Here is a 22708-nt window from a genome sequence, read left to right as displayed (position 1 = left end):
TTTTTTGCCTGCAATACGCTAGCGGTTGGGCTGCCAGGTCAGGTCGACGCCATCGAGGGTCAGCGTCTTGTAACGCGGCATCACCGGTTTCATCTGCCCATGGCGGATCAGCTGAACCAGTCGCTCGGTGTTATCGCGAATACTGTGCAGGCTACCGACTTCGCGCCACTCACCCTTGCCCTCGCGGGCAAACAGGAAAACGCTGGACGCATAGGTGTGCCGCGGGATCATCAACACTTCGTTGCGCCCGTCGCCATCCATGTCCACCCCCCACAGGAAACAACCCTTGCCGCCGCATTGGCTCAGGGCCATGACCATCGTGGCGAACTCCTCGCTGCCAGGTTGCTCAGGCCCCAGCCATTCAAGGTTCGAGGCGTGACTGTCGTCGGCGTACAGCGGGTGGGCTTCATCCATGATCCACTGCAGCTTTTTCCGTCCTTCGGCGTCGAACAGTTCGTCAGTCTTGAGCCGCGCTTCCAGCGCCTTGAACGCCTCACGTCCCGGCTTGCCCAGGCGGTGGTACAAGGTTCTGGCATCGAATTCCTGGATCGCGGTACGCCCGCTGAGCAGGCGCTCGACCTGGTTTTTCGCACTGATCTGCAAAGGGTTCAGCAGCGGCGTATAGAACATCACCACGAGCACCGCGCTGAGCAGGGCAATCCACGGGTTGCTCACCCGCAAGCTATGTAGCCAGACCTTACGCGAGGCGAACACCGCCCAGAGAGCGGCCAGGCTGTGCACCTGCATCACGCCGATCAGCAACAGGGCGAGGATACGCTCAGGTGTCAGGCCGTACTGATCCACACGCAACCAGCTTGAATAGCCCGCCAGCGCCACCAGCACCGGCAAGCACAGCAAGCAGGCCTCGACCAGGCGCTTGAGCACGCTCGGATAGGGATTGGCCTGATGGCCATCCTGGAACACGCCGTTGAGCAAAAACAGGTTGGTGGCCACCAGCAACAACAGGATGGTGGTCGAGTAGCCGGTATTCCAGATCGGCTGCAACCCGGTAAACGGCAGCATCACGCTGAACAGTACGGCGATCAGTGCGCTCAGTGGCAGCAGTACACGGCACAGGGTCAGCAGCACGCCGCGCAGCAGGCCGATGACCTTCTCGTTCTCCAGGCCCATGCGCATCCCCAAGGAGAACACCACCGCCAGGCCAATGCGCACTACTGGCGCCGAGGTCAGCACGTCTTCGACCTGGGGGATGCCAAGCATCAGGAACAAGCGCCCGCACAACCACAGCAGCAGCCAGAACAGCAGGGTGAACAGCAGTGCCAGGAGGACGATGAAGATGTTGTTCCAGGCATGCCGGAACAGGTCCTCATAGCGCGGCCGCAGCCCTTCGCGGGTTGGCCAGCTGAGGATGAAGGCGGTGCCGATGTAAGCGAGGACAACCGCAGCCAGCCACGAGCTCTGCCATACCCAGCCCAGGCTGTCCTGACTGAAGGTCCAGCTGCTGATAAAGCCGATAAGCAGCGTCAGGCCCAGTACCAGCCAGCCCGTACCGCGTTGCAGCCCCGCACTGCCGAGCAGTTGCAGGTTGACCCCGGCCACCATCACGGCGGCGCACAGGCCGAATGGCAGCCCGGCGATATCGATCTGGATGTGCCTGGCATAGAGGAACACCAGGCCCTGAATCAGACCGATGGCCAGGTAGAACAGTAAAGATCGACTTATCGCAGGCATTGCAAATCCTTTTGGCCAGTGGGGTGCGAAGCGCGCAAGTCTACCTAAAGCCGGGTAACCGAAGCCAAGGCCTTTACCTTGCAGGCTGCGCCAATGGCCAATTATCACAACGCCATTCCCTCAAAGCCGCAGCGGTGTAGAATCGGGCTATTCATCGCCAGTCATCCCCGGCGGGTTTATGAGCTCTGGCCGAGCGCACGGCGATCCCGCGGCGATCTCGGCTTCATCCGTACCAGCGGCCACCTGCCTTCGGTGCAAAGGACAAGAGAAGCTCACTCCCCTTTTTGTTACCTGATTAGCCGCCAGGAGTGCTTCATGCCTGATTACCGCTCGAAAACGTCCACCCACGGCCGCAATATGGCCGGCGCCCGCGCCCTCTGGCGTGCCACCGGGATGAAGGACGAGGACTTCAAAAAACCGATCATCGCCATCGCCAACTCCTTCACCCAGTTCGTCCCGGGCCACGTGCACCTGAAGGACCTGGGCCAGCTGGTGGCCCGCGAGATCGAGCGCGCCGGTGGCGTGGCCAAGGAATTCAACACCATCGCGGTCGACGACGGCATCGCCATGGGCCATGACGGCATGCTCTATTCGCTGCCTAGCCGCGAGATCATCGCCGACTCGGTCGAGTACATGGTCAACGCCCACTGCGCCGACGCCATCGTCTGCATCTCCAACTGCGACAAGATCACCCCTGGCATGCTGATGGCCGCCCTGCGCCTGAACATCCCGGTGATCTTCGTTTCCGGCGGGCCGATGGAAGCCGGCAAGACCAAACTGGCCAGCCACGGCCTGGACCTGGTCGATGCCATGGTCATTGCCGCCGACTCCACCGCCAGCGACGAAAAAGTTGCCGAGTACGAGCGCAGCGCCTGCCCGACCTGCGGTTCGTGCTCCGGCATGTTCACCGCCAACTCGATGAACTGCCTGACCGAAGCACTGGGCCTGGCCCTGCCGGGCAACGGTTCGACCCTGGCCACCCACAGCGACCGCGAACAGCTGTTCCTGCAGGCTGGCCGCACCATCGTCGAACTGTGCAAGCGCTACTACGGTGACAACGACCAGAGCGTGCTGCCGCGCAATATCGCCAACTTCAAGGCGTTCGAGAACGCCATGATGCTGGATATCGCCATGGGTGGTTCGACCAACACCATCCTGCACCTGCTGGCCGCCGCCCAGGAAGCCGAGATCGCTTTCGACCTGCGCGACATCGATCGCCTGTCGCGCAAAGTGCCGCAGCTGTGCAAGGTGGCGCCGAACATCCAGAAGTACCACATGGAGGACGTCCACCGCGCCGGTGGCATCTTCAGCATCCTTGGTTCGCTGGCCCGCGGCGGCCTGCTGCACACCGACCTGCCGACCGTGCACAGCCCGAGCATGGAAGAAGCCATCGCCAAGTGGGACATCACCCAGACCAACGACGAAGCGGTTCACCACTTCTTCAAGGCGGGCCCGGCGGGTATCCCGACCCAGACCGCATTCAGCCAGTCGACTCGTTGGCCGACCCTGGATGATGACCGTGAAAACGGCTGCATCCGCAGCGTCGAGCACGCCTACTCGCAAGAAGGCGGCCTGGCCGTGCTCTACGGCAATATCGCCCTGGACGGCTGCGTGGTGAAAACCGCCGGCGTCGACGAGTCGATCCACGTCTTCGAAGGCAACGCCAAGATCTTCGAAAGCCAGGACAGCGCCGTGCGCGGCATCCTTGCCGATGAGGTGAAGGCAGGCGACATCGTCATCATCCGCTACGAAGGCCCGAAAGGCGGCCCGGGCATGCAAGAGATGCTCTACCCGACCTCGTACCTGAAGTCCAAGGGCCTGGGCAAAGCCTGCGCACTGCTCACCGACGGCCGCTTCTCGGGCGGCACCTCGGGCCTGTCGATCGGCCACGCTTCACCAGAAGCCGCAGCCGGCGGCGCTATCGGCCTGGTGCAAGACGGCGACAAAGTGCTGATCGACATCCCCAACCGCTCGATCAACCTGCTGGTCAGCGATGAAGAGCTGGCCGCACGCCGGGTGGAACAGGACAAGAAAGGCTGGAAACCGGTCGAAGCACGGCCACGTAAAGTGACCACTGCGCTGAAGGCCTATGCCCTGCTGGCGACCAGCGCCGACAAGGGTGCGGTCCGCAACAAGGCGATGCTGGACGGGCTGTAAGCAGAAAAGCATCGCGGGGCAAGCCCGCTCCCACAGGTGTGGGAGCGGGCTTGCCCCGCGATGGCCTCGACTCAGTACTTGGCCCGCACGCTAAAGGTCAGGTTGCGCGGCTCGCCATAGAAGTTCGACCCCCACGAACTGTCCACCCGCTCATAGTACGTACGATCAAACAGGTTATTGGCCGTCAGCGTCGCCGACAGGTTCTGGTTGAATTTGTACCCCACCTGGGCCGTGGCGATGCTGTAGCCGCCCTGGACGAAGTCCACGTCACGCTTGTAGTAGGTGGCACTCACCGCCCGTACCCCGCCACCGACGCTGAAGTCCTTCAGCGGGCCATCGGCAAATTCGTAGCGCGTCCACAGGTTGAAGTTGTGCTTGGGGGTGATGGTGGTGCCCTGGTTGGTGTCTTCGCCGCTCAGCGACTTGAGCAGGGTGAAGGCGTAGCCGGTGCTGATGCTCCAGTTGTCGGTGAGGTTGCCGCTCAGCTCGGTTTCCCAACCCTGGCTGCGAATCTTGCCTTGCGGCTCGTAGTACTGGTTGTTGGCCACCAGCTCGGCGCGGTTCTCGTCGTAGATGCGAAACAGCGCCACGCTGCCATTCAAGCGGCCATCGTAAAACTCACGCTTGAGGCCGATTTCGTACTGTTTACCTTTGCGCGGGGCGATGGTCTGGCCACCGGCATTCACATCGGTCTGCGGCTTGAACACGCTGGTGTAGCTGGCATAGGCCGACAGCTCCGGCGTCAGCTTGGCCACCAGCGCCCCATAGGGAATGACCTTGCGGTTGATGCTGCTTTCGGTGCTGTTGAAGTTGTTGAAGAAGGCGTTGGCGTTATGCGCATCGCTTTCGAACCAGGTCACCCGGCTGCCGAGGATTACGTCCAGCCAGTCGGTGGCGCTAATCTTGGTGCGGGCGTAGAGGCCGTACTGGTGCGATTTCGACCAGTTGCCGTTGTCCATTTCGTACTTCTGCTTGGGGATATTGATGCTGCCCGGGTCGAACACGTTGGTGTCGAAGTACTCACCACCGCCATAGGTGAAGTCCTTGTCCAGGTGCTGGTATTCAGCCCCCATGGTCAGCTCGTGGGTACGGCCGAAGGCTTCCACCGGCAAGGTCACGAAGCTGTCCAGGCCCAGGGTCTTGATGTGGGTGTAGTAGGAGTAGGCCACCGCCGAGCTGGCGCCGGTGGCCGGGTCGACCGCACCGTCGCTCCAGGTGAAGTTGCGGGTCGGGGTTTCAGCGTCGCGGTAGGTCAGCGAGGTCTTGAACTGGCCACCGTTCTCCAGGGCGTGATCGACTTCGAAGAAGCTTTCCCAGACGTGCTCGTCCAGTTCGTTCCACTTGGCATCGACGAAGGTCGAGCGCTTGACGTCCAGCAGCTTGCCGCTGGCGTAAGCCGGCAGGCCGAACGCCGGAGTAGAACGGTTCTTCTGATAGGCGCCGCCCAGCGACAGGGTAGTGTCCGGGGTCACGTCGTATTCCAGCCGGCCATACACCATTGGCCGCTCGTTCTGGGCGTAATCGACGAAGGACTTGTTGTCCTCATAAGCGGTAACGAAGCGCCCGCGCAGGCTGCCGTCGCTGTTAAGCGGGCCGGTGATGTCCACGGTCGAGTGGTAGTGATCGTAGGAGCCTGCCGACAGCTCGCCACTGAGGGCGAACTGACCGAGGGCGCGCTTGCGCACCAGGTTGATGGTGCCGCCGGGCTCACCGGCGCCCTGGTACAGGCCGGAGGGCCCGCGCAACACTTCGACGCGGTCGAACATCGCCAGGTCGAAGCTGGTCATCAGGTCGCCCTGGCCCGTCATTTGCGAGACGCCGTCGACCTGCACCTGATCGACCAGGAAGCCGCGCATGTACACATCGTTCAGACTGGAGCCGGAGTTGTAGCTCTTGATCGTCGCCCCGGTGACCTGGCGCATGGCGTCCTGCAGGCTGTTCATGTTCTGGTCGTCCATGCGCTGACGGGTGACGACCGACACCGACTGCGGAATGTCCTTGAGCTTTTGTTCGCCCTTGCCGATGGTCAGCGCACCGGTGGTGTAGGACTGGCTACCTTCGGTGGTAGCGCCCAGCACCTTGCCGCCGACCATGGTCGCCCCCAACTGCAACGCGGTGTCTTCGCCCTGGCGTTTTTCCAGGGTTACGCTGTCGCGATCGATGTAGGTTGCACTCAGGCCAGTGCCGGCCAGTAGCTGGGCCAGGGCCTGGTCCTGTGGATAACTGCCGCTCAAGCCCGGGGAGCGCAGGCCTTGAGTGACCTCGGCGCCCACCAGCACCTGCACCCGGGTTACCGCACTGAAGGCCGCCAGCGCCGCATCCAGCGATTGCGCCGGGATCTCGAAGCGATAGGCCTGCGCTTGCGCGGCAGGCGCGGCCAGGGTCGGCATTGCCAGCGTGCCGCAGCCCAGGGCAATGGCCAGGCTCAGCAGGGTCGGCACGCCGGGCAGGCGCCGGGTGGCGGTGGTGTGTTCCATCAGTGGTGCTCCCCAGAATTGTCGAAGTCGTTGAATGGCGCCGCACTGTCTGAGAGTGCTTATTATTTGCGCCTACGAGATCAAGGACGTCAGCTGCTGGGGAAACCCTGAAACTTTCGTAAGAAATTTTTCAGCCCTCGCGCAACACCCGTAGGTACGGGGTGTAGTGCTCGGCGCGCAGGCCCAGGGTGTGGGTCAAGGCCTTGAGTACGGCCTCGGGCTTGTCGATCTCGAACACTCCCGAGACTTTGCGCTGGCGCAGGCTCTCGCCCAACACCAGGGTCTGCCCCGGCCAGTAGCGGTTCAGGGCATCGACCACTTCGACCAGCGGCTGCTCGCGGAACACCAGCTGGCGTTGGCGCCAGGCGAACTCGGCGGGCACATCAAAACCATGCTCGGCGCTCAGTCGAGCGCCGCGATACTCGACACCGCGACCGGGTTCCAGCAGCACTGACTGAGTGTTGTCGGCACTGACCTGGACCTTGCCCTGGGCTACCCGCACCCGGGTCTGGTCGCCTTCCCGGGCCACGCTGAAGCGCGTGCCCACGACCCTGACCCAGCCATCACCGGAGCGAATCACAAACGGCCGCGCCGGGTCATGGCTGACGTCGAACCAGGCCTCGCCACGCAATAACCGCACCCGCCGCTCGCCATCGACCAGCTCGACCTGCACGGCCGTATCGGTGTTGAGTTGTAGTTGCGAACCGTCCGCCAGGGCAATGCTGCGCGACTCGCCGGTGCGGGTGGCATAGTCGGCGCGCCAGCGGTCCGGCCAGGGGCTGTACGCCAGCCAACCGACCATCAGCAGCACCGCGGCAGCACTGGCCCAGACCTGCAGCCGCGGCCGCCGCCAGCGCGCACGCTGCGCCTGGCGGATCTGCCGCGCCGGCTCACGCAAGGCACCCAGCAGGCCAAGCACTTCGTCCCAGGCCTGGGCCGGTGCCGGGCCCCGGGCCAGCCAGGCGCTGAAGGCCTCGCGCTCATCGGCCGTGACGTCTTCGGCCTGCAGGCGGTAGTACCAGCCACTGGCTTCGGCGAACAGGTCGTCGGCCTCTGTGGCGTGTGGGTCGGTCATCGAGGTATCCGTCGCTGCATGTGGCCGGTTCATGGACGCGACCCCGGCGTGCCGCTGAGCAAGCGCGCCTTGATAAAGGCCCGGCAGTCGATCAGCGCACGACGCAATTGGTATTCGACACTACGCGGGGAGACCTGCAGGCGCTCGCCAATTTCCCGGTAGGAACATTCGTCGACATGATAAAGCAGGAAGATATGCCGGGTCGCCTCGGGCAGGGCCTGGATGGCCTCGTGCATCAGCGCTTGCTCTTGCAGCGCAGACAATTGCTCGTCGGCACCAGGCGCTTCGCAGGCCAGCTCCTCGCTGGGTTCGCCGCCGTCCAGGCGCTCGCGACGAATGGACTGACGCTGGTGGTCACGTACCAGGTTGCTGGCAATGGTGAAGAGGAAGGCCGGCAGATTGTCGATCTTCTTGTCGGCAGGCAGCCGCGCCAGACGCAGGAAAGACTCCTGGGTCAGGTCGGCTGCCACCTGCGCATTACCGGTACGGCGCGCAACAAAGGCTTCCAGCGCTTTCTTGTGCTCGGCGAACAAGCGGGCAATCTGCGTATTCCACGAAGACACGGTACTTCCTGGCGTTGGGCCTCAAGGTGCGCGCACGCTAGCAGAAGATGAGATGAATTCGCAATTGATATCTATTTTGCTTACTGAATCTGCTCCGGCGTAACGATCACCCAGTTCTTGTCCGCCGTCACCGGCAACCCCTCTTTGGCCTGGGCCGCTGCATGCTTGGCAATCATGCCGTTGATCTGGTCCATGTACTTGGCCTTGCGATTTATCCACAGGTGGATGCCGCCCTTGGCCACGTCGACGCTATGGAACTGCATGTAGCCATCACTGGTTGGGGTATCGCCACCGACCAGCACCGGCTTCTTCCACTCATCGATATAGGTGAGGATCGCCGCCTGCTTGCCCGCCATCCAGGTGGCCGGGGTCCACAGGTAGGGGGTCAGTTCCAGGCCCAGGTTGGCCTGCGCGTCGTAGCTGCCGGCACTGATCTGCTTGCGCGCGGTGGTCAGGGCGCCGCTGGTGCGGTCCTTGAGCAGCAAGCTGACGCCGATCACGTTCTGCGGTTTGACGTTGTAGCCATACTTGGGATCGGCGGCGACCATGCGCACCAGTTCTTCGGAGGCGGCGCTGATCACGTAGACCTCGATGCCGTTCTCCATCAGCTTGTTGAACAGCTCGGCTTGGCCTGCGAACACTTTCGGCGGTTGCACCTCGATGGGCTTGACCTGATCACCCTCGTAGTAGGTGCTCGGCACCGGCTTGCCCGAAGCCATCAGCTCATCGACATAACCTTTGAGCTCCTTGAGGGTGAAGCCGGAAAACACCTGGGCGACCCAGGGGTAACAGACCATGTCGTCGATTTCGCAGAGCCGGTAGTAGTAACTGAACAGGCTCTCCTTGTGCTCGGCGGTGTCTTTGAAGGGGATGAGCTTGAGTGACGGATCGAGCTTGTCACGGCTGAGCAGGCCCTTGTTCTCCATGAACGGCAGCAGCGATTCTTCGAGGTCGAAGCGGTAGCTGGTGTTGTCCATGTCGAAGACCGCGTAGTTGCCCTTGTTGGCGTTGGCGGCAATCATTGTGTCCAGTTGTTTGGCAGCCTCGACCGGCCAGTGCTTGAGTTCCGTGGCCCAGCTATGCCCGGTCAGCAACAGGGCAAGGCCGGCGGCGAGGATTTTCGGAGCAGACGTCATGTGCATTTCTCCAGAAAAGTGGCCCGCTCACGCTAGCAAAGCCTGAAATGCACACCGACCCGACAGCGACACCGACACGCCCCTGAGCGGCCACATGCATTCTGTTTGCGACCCGCCGTTATTCCAAAAACGACTATAGAAATTCCATTTCGATATAAATTCGTTCGTTTTCATGCTGTTAGCATTTCTGTTCGCAATCGCACACAGAGGCGATGCCCCGCCTTTTTTCCTGGAGCTTCAATGAATCTGCCGTTGTCTCTCAATCTGCTGGCGTTCCTGGCCTTGCTGCTGGGCCTGGCGCAAACCCGTCATGGCAACTGGAGCCTGGCCAAGAAGGTCCTGGTCGGCCTGGTCCTCGGCGTGCTGTTCGGCGCCGCCCTGCATGCCATCTATGGCGCCGGCAACCCGATCCTCAAGGCCACCATCAGCTGGCTCGACCTGGTGGGCAACGGTTATGTGCAGTTGCTGCAGATGATCGTCATGCCGCTGATCTTCGCCTCGATCCTCAGCGCCGTGGCGCGCCTGCACAACGCTTCGTCGCTGGGCAAGATCAGCTTCCTGACCATCGGCACCCTGCTGTTCACCACGGCCATCGCCGCATTGATCGGCATCGTGCTGACCAACCTGTTCGGCCTGACCGCCGAAGGCCTGGTGGCCGGCACCGCCGAAACTGCGCGCATGGCGGCGATCCAGAGCGACTACGTGGGCAAGGTCACCGACCTGAACATCCCACAGCTGCTGCTGTCGTTCATCCCCAGCAACCCGGTGGGCGACCTGGCCCGGGCCAAGCCGACCTCGATCATCAGCGTGGTGATCTTTGCCGTGTTCCTCGGCATGGCCGCCCTGCAGTTGCTCAAGGATGATGCCGAGAAGGGCAACCGCGCCCTGGCTGCCATCGACACCCTGCAAGCCTGGGTGATGCGCCTGGTGCGCCTGGTGATGAAGCTCACCCCGTACGGCGTGCTGGCGTTGATGACCAAGGTGGTGGCCAGCTCGAACCTGGACGACATCCTCAAGCTCGGCAGCTTCGTGGTGGTCTCGTACATCGGCCTGGGCCTGATGTTCGTGGTGCATGGCGTGCTGCTGGCTATGAGCGGTGTGAACCCGCTGCGCTTCTTCCGCAAGGTCTGGCCGGTGCTGACCTTCGCCTTCACCAGCCGCTCCAGCGCCGCCAGCATCCCGCTGAGCATCGAGGCGCAAACCCTGCGCCTGGGCATTCCGCAGTCGATCGCAAGCTTTGCCGCGTCGTTCGGGGCGACCATTGGCCAGAACGGCTGCGCCGGCCTGTACCCGGCGATGTTGGCGGTGATGGTGGCGCCAGCGGTGGGCATCGATCCATTTGACCCGCTGTGGATTGCCACCCTGGTGGCGATCGTCACCCTGAGTTCGGCGGGTGTGGCGGGCGTGGGTGGTGGTGCGACCTTCGCGGCACTGATCGTGCTGCCAGCCATGGGCTTGCCGGTGGAGCTGGTGGCCTTGCTGATCTCGGTCGAGCCGTTGATCGACATGGGCCGCACGGCGCTGAACGTGAACGGTTCGATGACTGCAGGGGCGATTACCAGCCAGATGCTCAAGCAGACCGACAAGTCAGTGCTGGAGGCGCAGGAGCATGCGCAGCTGACGCACTCCTGAGTCCTGCGTCGCCCTGAAGGGCCTCATCGCCGGCAACGCCGGCTCCCACAGTTAGTGCATATGCCAGACACTGTGGGAGCCGGCGTTGCCGGCGATGCTTTTCAGGCCCTTTCCCAGACCTCGAAGTGATACGCCGGCTTGTCGCCCTCAGCCGCATTCGCCTGACTCGACGCCAGCTTCCACTGCGCCTGATCAAACAGCGGGAACCAGGCATCCCCTTCCGGGTTCAATTCCACCCGCGTCAGGTACAGCCGATCCGCCAGGCCACGCTCGATCGCCTGGGTATACAGCTGCGCGCCGCCGATCAGCATCAGCTCATCGACGCCCTGCGCCAGTGCCCATTGCTCGGCACGCACCATCGCTTCATCGAGCGAGGCGAACACCTCGGCACCTTCGAGCTGCAGGCCCGGCTGGCGGCTGACCACCAGGTTCAAGCGCCCCGGCAGCGGGCGGCCAAGCGAATCCCAGGTCTTGCGGCCCATGATGATCGGCTTGCCCAGGGTGGTGGCCTTGAAATACTTGAAATCCCCCGGCAGGTGCCAGGGCATGCTGTTGTCGATGCCGATCACGCGGTTCTCGGCGAGGGCCGCGATCAGGCTGAGGGGGAGTGATGTTTTCATGCCGGCGAGGATAGCAAAGCCCGATCTTCGATGCCTGGGTTATGCTTTGGGCTGACTTGATCAATGGAAGACCGCGTGACTGCACTGACTGACCTGGACAAACGCTGGCTCACCGAAGCCGTGCGCCTGCGCGAAGAACATGCAGGCCCCTTGGAAGACCAGGAAGCCAACCGCCGCGCCCGCCAATCGGGCGGCGACCTGCCGGCGCGCATCGAAAACCGCGCCCTGTGGCTGGCCGAACGCGACGGCATGCGCAGCGCCCTGCAACACTGGAAACAAGGCGCACGCCTGGCGCTGGCGGCCCTGATGGTGATCGCCGTGCTCAGCGGCGCCGGCCTGGCCTTGGCCGCCCTCGGCGACAGCCTGCGCCCGGTGAACGTGTTCTGGGCCCTGGGCAGCCTGCTCGGGCTCAACCTGCTGCTGTTGCTGAGCTGGCTGCTGGGGGTTTTTCTGGCCGGCGAACAGGGTGCCAGCCTTGGCCGTCTGTGGCTGTGGCTCAGCGAGAAATTCGCCCGCGATGCCCAGGCCGCGCACCTGGCTCCCGCTCTGCTGGTGATGCTGCAACGGCAAAAACTCAACCGCTGGCTGCTCGGCCTGCTGGTGCACAGCCTGTGGCTGGTAGCCCTGGGCACGGCGCTGCTGATGTTGCTGATTCTGCTGGCAACCCGGCGTTATGGCTTCGTCTGGGAAACCACCATTCTTGGCGCCGACACCTTCGTGGCCTTGACCCAGGCCCTGGGGGCCCTGCCGGCGTTGCTCGGCTTCAGCGTACCGGACGTGGCCATGATCCGCGCCAGCGGCGACAGCCAACCGGCACTGGAACTGGCCCGCCAGGCCTGGGCCGGCTGGTTGCTGGGGGTGCTGCTGGTGTATGGCATCGTCCCGCGCCTGCTGCTTGCCGCCTGGTGCCTATGGCACTGGCGCCGTGGCCGGGCGCGCTTGCACCTGGACCTCAATCTGCCCGACTACAGCCAGTTGCGCGATGCCCTGATGCCCAGCAGCGAACGCCTGGGCGTCAACGATGCCGCGCCTGATGCCTTGGCGCAGATTGTCCGCGGCGTGGCTGATGCACATAGCGATGGTGCCTTGCTGGTGGGCCTGGAGCTGGACGACAAACGCCCTTGGCCACCTGCCCTGCCGGCAACGGTAAGCAACGCCGGTATCCTCGACAGCCGCGAGTCCCGCAACAAGCTGCTCGAACAGCTCAGCCGCTTTCCACCGGCGCGCCTGGCGATTGCCTGCGACCCGCGCCGCTCGCCCGACCGCGGTAGCCTGGCGCTGCTCGCCGAGCTTGCGCGTAATGCCGGCGCCACGCGCATCTGGCTGCTGCAGGCGATGCCCGGCCAGGCGCTGGATGCTGACCGTCTCGGCGACTGGCATCAGGCCCTGGAACAACTCGGCTTGAATTACGCCGACACCGCCCCGCTGAACTGGCTGGAGCATGGCCATGACTAAGCCACTGAAACTGGCCGTGGTCGGCCACACCAATGTCGGCAAGACCTCGCTGTTGCGCACCCTGACCCGCGATGCCGGCTTCGGCGAAGTGTCCCACCGGCCGAGCACCACCCGCCATGTCGAGGGTGCACGCCTGTCGGTTGACGGCGAGCCGCTGCTGGAGCTCTACGACACGCCGGGGCTGGAAGATGCCATCGCCCTGCTCGATTACCTCGAGCGCCTGGAACGTCCGGGCGAACGCCTTGATGGTCCGGCGCGGCTGGAGCGCTTTCTGCAGGGCAGCGAAGCACGCCAGCGTTTTGAACAAGAGGCCAAGGTGCTGCGCCAGTTGCTGGCCAGCGATGCCGGTCTGTATGTGATTGATGCCCGCGAGCCGGTGCTGGCCAAGTACCGCGACGAACTGGAAGTGCTCGCCGGATGCGGCAAGCCGCTGTTGCCGGTGCTCAATTTCGTCGCCAGCAGCGACCATCGTGAAGCTGATTGGCGCGAAGCCCTGGCGCGTCTGGGTCTGCATGCGCTGGTGCGCTTCGACAGCGTCGCCCCGCCGGAAGACGGCGAGCGCCGCCTGTACGAAAGCCTGGCCTTGATGCTGGAGCACGCGCGACCGGCGCTGCAACGCCTGATCGACGATCAACAGGCCCAGCGCCAGGCCCGACGTGAAAGCGCCAAGCGCCTGGTCGCCGATCTGCTGCTCGACTGCGCCGCCTGCCGGTGCAGCGTAGTCGCCGAACCCGGCGCCGAGGCCGTGGCCATCGAAGCCCTGCGCCGCGATGTGCGCCAGCGCGAGCAACGCTGCGTCGAAGCACTGCTCAAGCTCTATGCCTTTCGCAAGGAGGACGCCGCCAGCAGCGACCTGCCCTTGCTTGACGGGCGCTGGGGCGATGACCTGTTCAACCCGGAAACCCTCAAGCTGCTCGGAGTACGCCTGGGCAGCGGCGTGGCGGCCGGTGCGGCGGCTGGGGCGGGAGTCGATTTGCTGGTCGGCGGCCTGACCCTCGGTGTTGCAGCGCTGGCCGGAGCGATTGCCGGTGGTGCGCTACAGACCGCCCGCAGCTATGGCTCGCGCCTGCTCGGCAAGCTCAAGGGCCAGCGCGAGTTGACGGTGGATGACAGCGTGTTGCGCCTGTTGGCACTGCGTCAGCATCAGCTGATTCATGCCCTGGACGCCCGTGGCCATGCGGCGATGGAGCGGATCAAGCTGGCGGCGCCGCAAGAGCAGACCTGGCGCGAAGGCAAGCTGCCGGAAGCGCTGAACAAGGCCCGGGCGCATCCGCAGTGGTCGTCGCTCAATCCGGGGGCGAGGGTCAATCAGGCGGAGCGTCAGGAGCAGATTGATGCTTTGGTGCTAGAGCTTTAGCACGCTATCGCGGGGCAAGCCCGCTCCTACAAGGTGGGGGCGGGCTTGCCCCGGGTACAAACCGGGGACATGGTTTACAGGCTAATACGCATGGTCAGTCGCTCTCCTCCAGCAAACGGGCGATATGTTGCTCGGCCAGGGCCGGGCCGACGCTCATGCCGACGCCGCTGTGCATCAGCGCGGCGCTGATTCCCGGCGCGACCTGCAGCAAGGAAAACGGCCCCGGCCCGCCAGAACCATAGACGCCCTGCCAGCGTTCGACCACTTCGATGCGCCCGCCGAGCGTCTGCTCGGCCAGCTCGATCATCCAGTTGTCGACCTGCTCGGCGTTGAACGGTGAAGCATCGCTGCCATAGGCATGGGAGTCGCCAATGATCAGCTCGCCATGGGGTGTAGGGCTGATCAGCAGGTGGATGCCGTGCTCCAGCAGGTGCGGGCTGTTGGCCTGCAGTTGCGCTTTAAGCGCCTGGGCTTGCGCCAGGTCGGCAAAGGCGCCGTAGTGTACGCAGCTCAGGCCGGTCAGCAATGCGTGCTGCAGGTCGAGCTTAAAGCGCGGCCGGGCACGCAGCATCTGCAGACGACAAACCTGCGGCTGCAGGGCAGCGATGGGTTCGGCGAGCAGGGTCTGGTAGTCGTGACCGGAGCAGACCACGACCTGTTTGGCGCTGAAATTCCCTGCCGTGGTCGACACGTGCCCCGGCTCGATGCCGCGCACCAGGGTAGAAAAATGAAACTGTACGTCCAGCACCTGCTGCAGGAAACGGATCAGGCTCGGCAAGGCTTCGCGTGAATACAACTGCTGGTCTTGCAGCCCGCGCAAGGCGGCGCGGTGGTGGCGGAACTGGCCGCCGTACAGGTCATTCAAGGCCGCGCCGCTGAGCAGGTCGACCTTATAGCCATGCGCTAGCGCGCGCTCGGCGCAGAAGGCTTCGAGCAGTTCCAGTTCCAGCGCGGTACGGGCAAACAGCAGCGAGCCATTGGCCTTGAGCTCGAAGCCGGCCTGATGCGCCCAGTGCTTCCAGATGCCGCTGCTGGCCTTGGCCAGCTCGAGCATCTGGCCGGGGGGCTGGCCGGTGACCAGGGCCTGGCCGAAGTTGCGCACCGAGGCGCCCAGGGGCGTGGCGCTGCGCTCGAAGACCCGCACCTTGAGCCCGCGCCGGGCGGCGGCGTAGGCGTGGGACAGGCCGAGGATGCCGGCGCCGACGATGAGTAGATCGGTCATCTGAGATTCCTTCAGAAATTGCAGTGGCCCCATCGCTGGCAAGGCCAGCTCCCACAGAGATATCTGCAACACAGAGGACCTGTGGGAGCCGGCCTTGCCGGCGATGAAACCAACCCGGTGTTACTGCTGCGCGACCTTCTCCGACTTGCCGTCATAGCGCTTGCGCCACTCGGCGAGGATGCTGTCGCGGTTCTGCGAAGCCCAGGCGAAGTCGTTCTTGATCAGGCGCTGTTCATAGTCGGCCGGCAGTTCGGTCTGCGGCTTGGCGATACCCGGCTGGGCCAGTACGGCGAAGTTTTCCTTGTACAGCTCCATGGCCGCCGGGCTTGCCGAGAAGTCGGCCAGGCGCTTGGCCGCGTCTTCATGCTGGCTGCCCTTGATCACTGCGGTGGCTTCGATCTCCCAACCCAGGCCTTCCTTGGGCAGGACGATGTCCAGCGGCGCACCCTGGCGCTTGAGCTGCACGGCCGGGTATTCGAAGGAGATACCGATCGGGAATTCGCCCGCCGCCGCCAGCTTGCAGGGCTTGGAGCCGGAGTGAACGTACTGGCCGATGTTCTGGTGCAGGCCGTCCATGTACGCCCAGCCCTGTTTCTCGCCGAAGGTCTGCAACCAGGCGCTGACATCCAGGAAACCGGTGCCGGAAGACGCCGGGTTGGGCATGACGATCTTGCCCTTGTACTCGGGCTTGGTCAGGTCCTGCCAGCTCACCGGCTTGCTCAGGCCCTGCTTCTCGGCCTCGACGGTGTTGAAGCAGATGGTCGCGGCCCAGACGTCCATGCCGACCCAGGCTGGCGGGTTGGCGGCATCGCGGTAGTTGGCGCCGATCTTGCCCAGGTCTTTCGGCGCATAGCTTTGCAGCATGCCCTGCTGGTCGAGGATCGCCAGGCTCGAGGCGGCCAGGCCCCACACGGCATCGGCTTGCGGGCGGTCTTTTTCGGCCAGCAGCTTGGCGGTGATGATGCCGGTGGAATCACGCACCCATTTGATTTCGATGTCCGGGTTGGCCTTCTCGAAGGCCTGCTTGTAGCTCTTGAGCTGTTCGGCTTCGAGCGCGGTGTAGACCGTCAGCTGGGTGTCGGCGGCGTAGGCCTGCACACTGAACGCAGTGAGGACGGCAGCGGCAAGAGCAAGTGGCTTGAACATGATGCGGTTCCTTTGAACGGTACAGGTTGGGAGAGGCAATCAGTGACCCGGCGCGCGCTGGCGCCAGGCTTGGGAGCGTTGCAACAGGCCGCGCGAGGCCCAGGCCAGGAGCAGCGAAACGGTGGCGCTGGTGAGCAGGATCAGGGTCGACATTGCCGCGGCACCGCCAACGTTGCCGGCGTCGTCCATGTTCAGTACGGCGACGGCGGCAAGGATGGTGTCGGGGCTGTAGAGGAAGATCGCCGCCGACACCGTGGTCATTGCCGAGACGAACAGGTAGCGGATGATGTCGAGCAATGCCGGCAGGCAGATCGGCACGGTGACCCGCAGAAAATGCCGGTACAGCGGCGCCTTGAGCGACAGCGCGGCGGCCTCGAACTCGCCATCGAGCTGGCGCAGGGCGGTGGTAGCGGTCATCTGCGCGGTGGTCAGGTAGTGGGCGATGGTGCACACCACCAGCAGCGCCATGCTGCCGTAGAACACATGCAGCGGGTTGCTGGCAAGGTTGAAGAAGAACACGTAGCCAAGCCCCAGAACCAACCCCGGCACCGCCATCGGCACGAAGCTGAGCAGGCGCAGCAGCAGGTTCAAGCCGCGCTGGCCCTTGGTTTTTTCCATCAGGTAGGCGCCGGTGAAAATCACTGCGCTACCGATCAGCGCCGTGCCCAGGGCCATGGTCAGGCTGTTGCGGTAGGCCAGCCAGCCGCCACCGGCGGTTTCATCGAACTGGTAGTGCTTGAGCGACAGCGACAGGTTGTAGGGCCAGAACTTGACCAGCGATGAGTACACCGCCATGCCCACCACCAGCAACAGCACCGCGCAAATCAGTATGACCACGGCCAGGAAGCAGGCATCGCGGCGCCGCGAAGGCTGGGGCTGGAACACCTGGGCACGGCCGCTCATCGAGTCGCCCTGGCGTCGGCGCAGCCAGGCATCGACGGCAAAGCTGAGCAGCGCCGGCACCAGCAGGACCATGCCGATCAAGGCGCCACGGCCGAACTGCTGCTGGCCGACCACCGCCTTGTAGGCTTCCAGCGCCAGCACCTGATAATCGCCACCAACCACCACCGGCACACCGAAGTCGGTGATGGTCAGGGTGAACACCAGGCAGAAGGCAGCGAACACCGCCTGACGGGTGGCAGGCCAGGTGATGCTGTGAAACGCCCGCCAAGGCCCGGCCCCCATGCTCGAGGCGGCGTCGAACAGACGCGCATCGGCCAGCGACAGCGCCGACAGGAGGATCATCAGCGCATGCGGGAAGGTGTAGATGGCCTCACCGAGGACAATGCCCCAGAAGCCGTAGATATTGTCGCTGAGCAGTCCGCGCAGCAGGCCCTGGTTGCCGAACAGGTAGACAAGGGCGATGGCCGGCAGCATCGATGGCGCCAGCAACGGCAGCAATGAGATGCCGCGCCACAGGCCTTTGGCCGGGATCAGCGTGCGCTGCAGGGCGTAGGCGAACAGGTAGGCCAGCGGCACCACGATGGCCGCGACGCTGAGCGAAACCTTCAGGCTGTTGCCCAGCAGCCAGTGGAAGTTGGCGCTGGCAAACAGTTCGCGAGCGGCCACCAGGCCACCGCCCTGGCCGGCATCACTGCTGAAGCCGCGCCAGAAGATCGCCAGCAGTGGCATCAGTACCGCGACGGTGAGCAGAAGCAGCAGCAACCACTTGCCGCCGACCACGAACAGTCGATCCCCCAGCGATACACCGGCGCGCTGTGCTGCCTTCGCGTGTGCGATCGGCATGGCGATTGGCGCAGCCATCTCAGGCAAACACCTGCAGGCTGCGCGGCGGCAAGGCGACCCAGATGTCCTGGGAACCCAGGCGCGGCATCGACTCGGGGGCGACTTCAGCAAGCAGGGCATGGCCCGGCAGTTCGTTGAACTCGAAACTCATGCGACAGCGATTACCCAGGAAAGTGATCTCGCGCACCCGCGCCGGGAACAGGTTTTCTTCATGCACCGGCGGGTTGACGCTGATCGCCTCGGGGCGGCAGAACAGGCGGCCGCTGCTGGCCTGGTTGGCCCCGTCGGCCAGGCGCATGTTCAGCGCACCGACCTGGGCATGGCTGTCGCTGTGGCGCTGGAACGGCAGCCAGTTGCCCTGGCCAACGAACTCGGCAACAAACGGCGTGGCGGGCTTGTCGTAGATTTCCTGCGGGGTGGCGTACTGCTCGACCTGGCCGTTGTTCATCACCGCAATGCGGTCGGCCATCAACATGGCTTCGTCCTGGTTGTGGGTGACCATCAGGGTGGTGATGCCGAGCTGGCGCTGCAGCTGGCGCAGTTCGCTGCACAAGTGCTCGCGAACCCGGGCATCGAGGGCCGACATCGGTTCGTCGAGCAGCAGCAACGAAGGTGCCGGGGCCAGGGCGCGGGCCAGAGCCACCCGCTGTTGCTGGCCGCCGGAAAGCTGGCCGGGGTACTTCTTCTCGCTGCCGCTCAGGCCCACCAGCTCAAGCATCTGCGCCACCCGCTGGCGCACTTCGTCACGGCCACTGCCAGCCAGGCCGTAGGCGATGTTGGCTTCGACGGTAAGGTTGGGGAACAGCGCGTAGGACTGGAACAGGATGCCATAGTCACGAGCCTGGGGCGGCAGCTCGGAGATGTCGCGCTCACCGATGTACAGGGTGCCGCGGTCCTGGCGTTCCAGGCCTGCAATGCAGCGCAGCAGGGTGGTCTTGCCACAGCCGGACGGGCCCAGCAAGCACACCAGCTCCCCGGCAGCGACGTCGAGGGAAACATCATGCAGGGCGGTAAAGGCGCCGAAGCGCTTGTGGATACCGCGCACCTTCATCTGTGCGCCTGGGTTTGCGACCGCAGTGTTCATGGCAGGACCTCATCGAACGAATGAGGGCCATGCTAGGCGGGCAATGCGAAGGTTCTGTGGCGGGGGGGCAAAAGTTGCCGATAGTGGTATAGGCAGATTTTGGTGTGGCCTGGGTCGGCACTGTGGGAGCCGGCGTTGCCGGCGAAACGGGTGCGAAGCGCCCGCCTGCTACACCTCTACCGCCGCCACTTCCTGCGCCAGCCCGAGAAACGCCGCCGGCAATCGCGCCTGGCGCCGCTCCTTGAGGCAATACAGATACTCATGCATCAGCGGCGCGCCCTCCAGGCTCAGCACCCGCAGCTCGGGGTTATGCGGCACTTCATGGCGGGCAATGATGCTGATATTGCGCAGCACCGCCTCGCGAATCGACTCGCGGCTGCCAATCTCCAGCAGCGACCCAACCTTCACCCCCGCCGCTTCCAGCATCTGTTCGGTCAGTTTGCGCGTGGTCGAACCCTGCTCACGCACCAACAGGCAATGCCCGGCCAGTGCCGACAGCGGCAGCGACTCACGGCTGGCCAGCACATGGTTGCGATGCACCGCCACCACCAGCGGATCGGTACCCAGCACCCGCCGCACCAGGCGCGCATCCTCGACCAGTTGCGACGACGCGGCCAGATCGACCCGATAGTCTTCGAGCAACTCCAGCACCTGCTGGGAGTTGCCGATCTCCACCGACACCTCCACCTGCGGCAGGCGCTCGCGGAAGATCTTCACCAGGTCGAGGATGTAATACGGCGCCGTGGCGGCGATGCGCAGGCTGCCCTGCCCCTGGCCGCTGTTGCGCAGGAAGAACTCGATATCGGCTTCCTGCTGCAGCAGGGCCTTGACCATCGGCAGCAGCCGCGCGCCGTCGTCACTGAGGGTCAGGCGCCGACCGCCGCGGTAGAACAGCTCCACCGCGTACTGGCTTTCCAGGTTGCGGATCTGCGTGGTCACCGTCGGTTGGCTGAGCCCGAGTTTCTTCGCCGCCAGGGTAATGCTGCCCAGGCGGGCAACCATGTAGAAGGCCTTCAACTCGGAACTCAACATACATCCTCTATTTACGCAGCAGGCGCAGGCCGTTGAAGACCACCAGCAAACTCACGCCCATGTCGGCGAACACCGCCATCCACATGGTTGCCATGCCGGCGAAGGTGATCGCCAGGAAGATCGCCTTGATCCCCAGGGCCAGGACGATGTTCTGGGTAAGAATCGCCGCACTCTGGCGCGAGAGCCTGACGAAGGCCGGGATTTTGCGCAAGTCATCATCCATCAGCGCCACATCGGCGGTCTCGATGGCAGTGTCAGTACCGGCTGCGGCCATCGCAAAACCGATCTCGGCCCGGGCCAGAGCCGGCGCATCATTGATACCGTCGCCGACCATGCCGACCCGATGGCCCTGGGCGTACAGGTCTTCGATGGTCTTGAGCTTGTCGGCCGGCAGCAGGTTGCCATGGGCCTGGTCGATACCGACCTGGGCGGCAATGGCTTGGGCCGTGTGCGGATTGTCGCCGGTCAGCATGACAGTCTTGATACCCAGCTCATGCAGTTCGGCAATCGCCTCGCGGCTGCTGTCCTTGACCGTGTCGGCGACGGCGAACAGCGCCAGCGGGCCGGACTGGTCGAGCAGCAGCACGACGGTCTTGCCCTGGCGCTCAAGGGCATCGAGCCGGGCTTCGAGCTGCGCCGAGCACAGGCCCAGTTCTTCGACCAGGCGATGGTTGCCCAGGTGATACAGCTCGCCGTCGATTTCGCCGCGTACGCCGCGACCGGCCAGGGCTTCGAATGCCGTCACCTCGCTCAGGGGCAGTTGCTGCTCAGTGGCGAACACGGCAATGGCACGGGAGACCGGGTGGTCGGAGCGGTCGGCGAGGCTTGCGGCCAGCGCCTGGGCACGGCCTTCGAACAACGGCTCAAGCACTTCATGGTCGGTTTGCACCGGCTTGCCATGGGTGATGGTGCCAGTCTTGTCCAGGGCCAGGAAGTCGAGCTTGCGCCCGCCTTCCAGGTACACCCCGCCCTTGACCAGGATGCCTTTGCGCGCCGCCGCAGCCAGGCCGCTGACGATGGTCACCGGGGTAGAGATCACCAGCGCACACGGGCACGCTACCACCAGCAACACCAGCGCGCGGTAGATCCAGTCGAACCAGGCGCCAGCCATGAACAGCGGCGGAATCACCGCTACCGCCAGGGCAAAGGCGAACACGGCCGGGGTGTAGATGCGCGAGAACTGGTCGACGAAGCGCTGGGTCGGCGCCCGCGCGCCCTGGGCCTCTTCCACCGCCTTGATGATCCGCGCCAGGGTCGATTGCCCAGCCGCCGCCGTCACCCGGTACTCCAGCGCACCGGCCTGGTTGATGGTACCGGCGAACACCTTGTCGCCCGGGCCCTTCTCTACCGGCAGGCTCTCACCGGTGATCGGCGCCTGGTCGATGCTCGACTGGCCGCTGACCACCTCGCCGTCCAGACCGATGCGCTCGCCAGGGCGCACCCGCACCAGCGCGCCGAGGGCGACCTGCTTGACGTCCAGCTCCCGCCACTGGCCATCGGCCTGCTGCACGGTGGCCAGGTCCGGGCTCAACTGCATCAAGCCGCCGATGGCGTTGCGCGCGCGGTCCAGCGAGCGCGCTTCGATCAGCTCGGCGACGGTGAACAGGAACATGACCATGGCCGCTTCCGGCCACTGGCCGATCAGCACCGCGCCGGTCACGGCGATGCTCATCAGCGCGTTGATGTTGAGGTTGCCGTTCTTCAGGGCGATCCAGCCCTTCTTGTAGGTACTCAGGCCACAACTGAGGATCGACACCAGGGCGACCAGGGCGACCACCCAGGAAGGCGCCAGCTCAGCGAAATGGATGGCCTCGGCGCCCAGCGCCGCCACGCCGGCCAATGCCAGCGGCCACCAATGCTTTTTCACCGGTGCAGGCGCAGCGGCAGCTTCCTCACTGGAATCGCTCAGCGGTTCAGCCTGCATGCCCAGAGAGGCGACGGCCTGCTCGATGGCGACAGTGTCAGCATGGGTATGGCGTACGCCGAGGATGCGGTTGATCAGGTTGAATTCCAGCTGCTCGACCCCCGCCAGCTTGCCCAGCTTGTTCTGGATCAGCGTCTGCTCGGTCGGGCAATCCATGGCCTCGATGCGGAAACGGCTCAACCGCGCACCGGCGCTGCTCGCCTCGCTTAGCTGCACCAGGGCCGGCGCGGCGTCGTGGGAACAGCAGCTGTGGGCGTGCTCGGCATGCTCATGCTTGGCGTGATCATGGCTGTGCTCATGATCGTGGGGGGCTTTACCTGGGGTGTGGCTGACAGGCTGGTTCATGGGTTCATCCTTAAATGTCCTGTTGCCAAGTGAACACCCTGTAGC

16 protein-coding genes are annotated in these 22708 nt (G+C 64.4%); 4 read left to right on the top strand and 12 right to left on the bottom strand.

Going from position 1 to position 22708, the window contains the following annotated elements; genetic code table 11:
* Positions 1-18 precede the first annotated feature (18 nt).
* Positions 19-1692, bottom strand: a complete 1674-nt coding sequence (locus tag NLX68_RS09440; protein ID WP_254283789.1) for a DUF4153 domain-containing protein — start codon at positions 1690-1692, stop codon at positions 19-21.
* Between the two features lie 315 nt (positions 1693-2007).
* Between NLX68_RS09440 and ilvD the strand changes: the two genes are divergently transcribed.
* Positions 2008-3849 carry a dihydroxy-acid dehydratase gene (gene ilvD, locus NLX68_RS09435; RefSeq protein ID WP_254283788.1) on the top strand — a complete coding sequence of 614 codons (1842 nt, stop codon included), beginning with the start codon at positions 2008-2010 and terminating at the stop codon, positions 3847-3849.
* A gap of 71 nt (positions 3850-3920) precedes the next feature.
* Here the strand turns inward: ilvD and NLX68_RS09430 are convergent, their stop codons facing one another.
* From NLX68_RS09430 to NLX68_RS09415, 4 genes are all read right to left on the bottom strand, one after another.
* A complete protein-coding gene (locus NLX68_RS09430) occupies positions 3921-6326 on the bottom strand; it encodes a TonB-dependent receptor (protein WP_254283787.1) in 2406 nt (801 codons plus the stop codon).
* Positions 6327-6456: 130 nt separating this feature from the next.
* Positions 6457-7401: a FecR family protein gene (locus NLX68_RS09425; protein ID WP_254283786.1), complete on the bottom strand. Its 945-nt coding sequence runs from the start codon at positions 7399-7401 to the stop codon at positions 6457-6459.
* Positions 7402-7430: 29 nt separating this feature from the next.
* Entirely contained in the window at positions 7431-7964 is a 534-nt protein-coding gene (locus NLX68_RS09420) for a sigma-70 family RNA polymerase sigma factor (protein WP_254283785.1), read from the bottom strand.
* 80 nt (positions 7965-8044) lie between these two features.
* A complete protein-coding gene (locus NLX68_RS09415; RefSeq protein WP_254283784.1) occupies positions 8045-9100 on the bottom strand; it encodes a haloacid dehalogenase-like hydrolase in 1056 nt (351 codons plus the stop codon).
* Positions 9101-9340: 240 nt separating this feature from the next.
* On the opposite strand from NLX68_RS09415, the gene NLX68_RS09410 reads away from it, so the two are divergent.
* Entirely contained in the window at positions 9341-10732 is a 1392-nt protein-coding gene (locus NLX68_RS09410; RefSeq protein ID WP_254283783.1) for an L-cystine transporter, read from the top strand.
* Positions 10733-10833: 101 nt separating this feature from the next.
* Here NLX68_RS09410 and NLX68_RS09405 read toward each other — a convergent pair whose 3' ends face one another.
* Complete coding sequence (locus NLX68_RS09405) at positions 10834-11352, bottom strand: dihydrofolate reductase (protein ID WP_254283782.1); 519 nt, start codon at positions 11350-11352, stop codon at positions 10834-10836.
* Between the two features lie 63 nt (positions 11353-11415).
* Here NLX68_RS09405 and NLX68_RS09400 point away from each other — a divergent pair, with 63 nt between their 5' ends.
* On the top strand, positions 11416-12807 hold the full coding sequence (locus NLX68_RS09400; protein ID WP_254283781.1) for a DUF2868 domain-containing protein: 1392 nt from the start codon (positions 11416-11418) through the stop codon (positions 12805-12807).
* Positions 12800-14164 carry a DUF3482 domain-containing protein gene (locus NLX68_RS09395; RefSeq protein WP_254283780.1) on the top strand — a complete coding sequence of 455 codons (1365 nt, stop codon included), beginning with the start codon at positions 12800-12802 and terminating at the stop codon, positions 14162-14164. Before NLX68_RS09400 ends, NLX68_RS09395 begins: the two co-directional genes overlap by 8 nt.
* Before the next feature lie 94 nt (positions 14165-14258).
* On the opposite strand, the gene NLX68_RS09390 is transcribed toward NLX68_RS09395, so the two are convergent.
* From NLX68_RS09390 to NLX68_RS09365, 6 genes are all read right to left on the bottom strand, one after another.
* Complete coding sequence (locus tag NLX68_RS09390) at positions 14259-15386, bottom strand: TIGR03364 family FAD-dependent oxidoreductase (protein WP_254283779.1); 1128 nt, start codon at positions 15384-15386, stop codon at positions 14259-14261.
* 120 nt (positions 15387-15506) lie between these two features.
* Complete coding sequence (locus NLX68_RS09385; RefSeq protein WP_254283778.1) at positions 15507-16532, bottom strand: putative 2-aminoethylphosphonate ABC transporter substrate-binding protein; 1026 nt, start codon at positions 16530-16532, stop codon at positions 15507-15509.
* A gap of 39 nt (positions 16533-16571) precedes the next feature.
* Positions 16572-18296, bottom strand: coding sequence for a putative 2-aminoethylphosphonate ABC transporter permease subunit (locus NLX68_RS09380; protein ID WP_254283777.1), 1725 nt, complete (start codon positions 18294-18296; stop codon positions 16572-16574).
* 1 nt (position 18297) lies between these two features.
* Positions 18298-19362, bottom strand: coding sequence for a putative 2-aminoethylphosphonate ABC transporter ATP-binding protein (locus tag NLX68_RS09375; RefSeq protein WP_254283776.1), 1065 nt, complete (start codon positions 19360-19362; stop codon positions 18298-18300).
* A gap of 168 nt (positions 19363-19530) precedes the next feature.
* On the bottom strand, positions 19531-20394 hold the full coding sequence (locus NLX68_RS09370) for a LysR family transcriptional regulator (protein ID WP_254283775.1): 864 nt from the start codon (positions 20392-20394) through the stop codon (positions 19531-19533).
* A 7-nt stretch (positions 20395-20401) separates the two neighbouring features.
* Positions 20402-22663 carry a heavy metal translocating P-type ATPase gene (locus NLX68_RS09365; protein WP_254283774.1) on the bottom strand — a complete coding sequence of 754 codons (2262 nt, stop codon included), beginning with the start codon at positions 22661-22663 and terminating at the stop codon, positions 20402-20404.
* Positions 22664-22708 lie beyond the last annotated feature (45 nt).

It is taken from the genome of Pseudomonas sp. SBB6 (assembly GCF_024213215.1).
GTDB classification, from domain to species: domain Bacteria; phylum Pseudomonadota; class Gammaproteobacteria; order Pseudomonadales; family Pseudomonadaceae; genus Aquipseudomonas; species Aquipseudomonas donghuensis.
The sequence above is the reverse complement of the archived record's forward strand: the minus strand, read 5'-3'. Positions and strand labels throughout refer to the sequence as shown.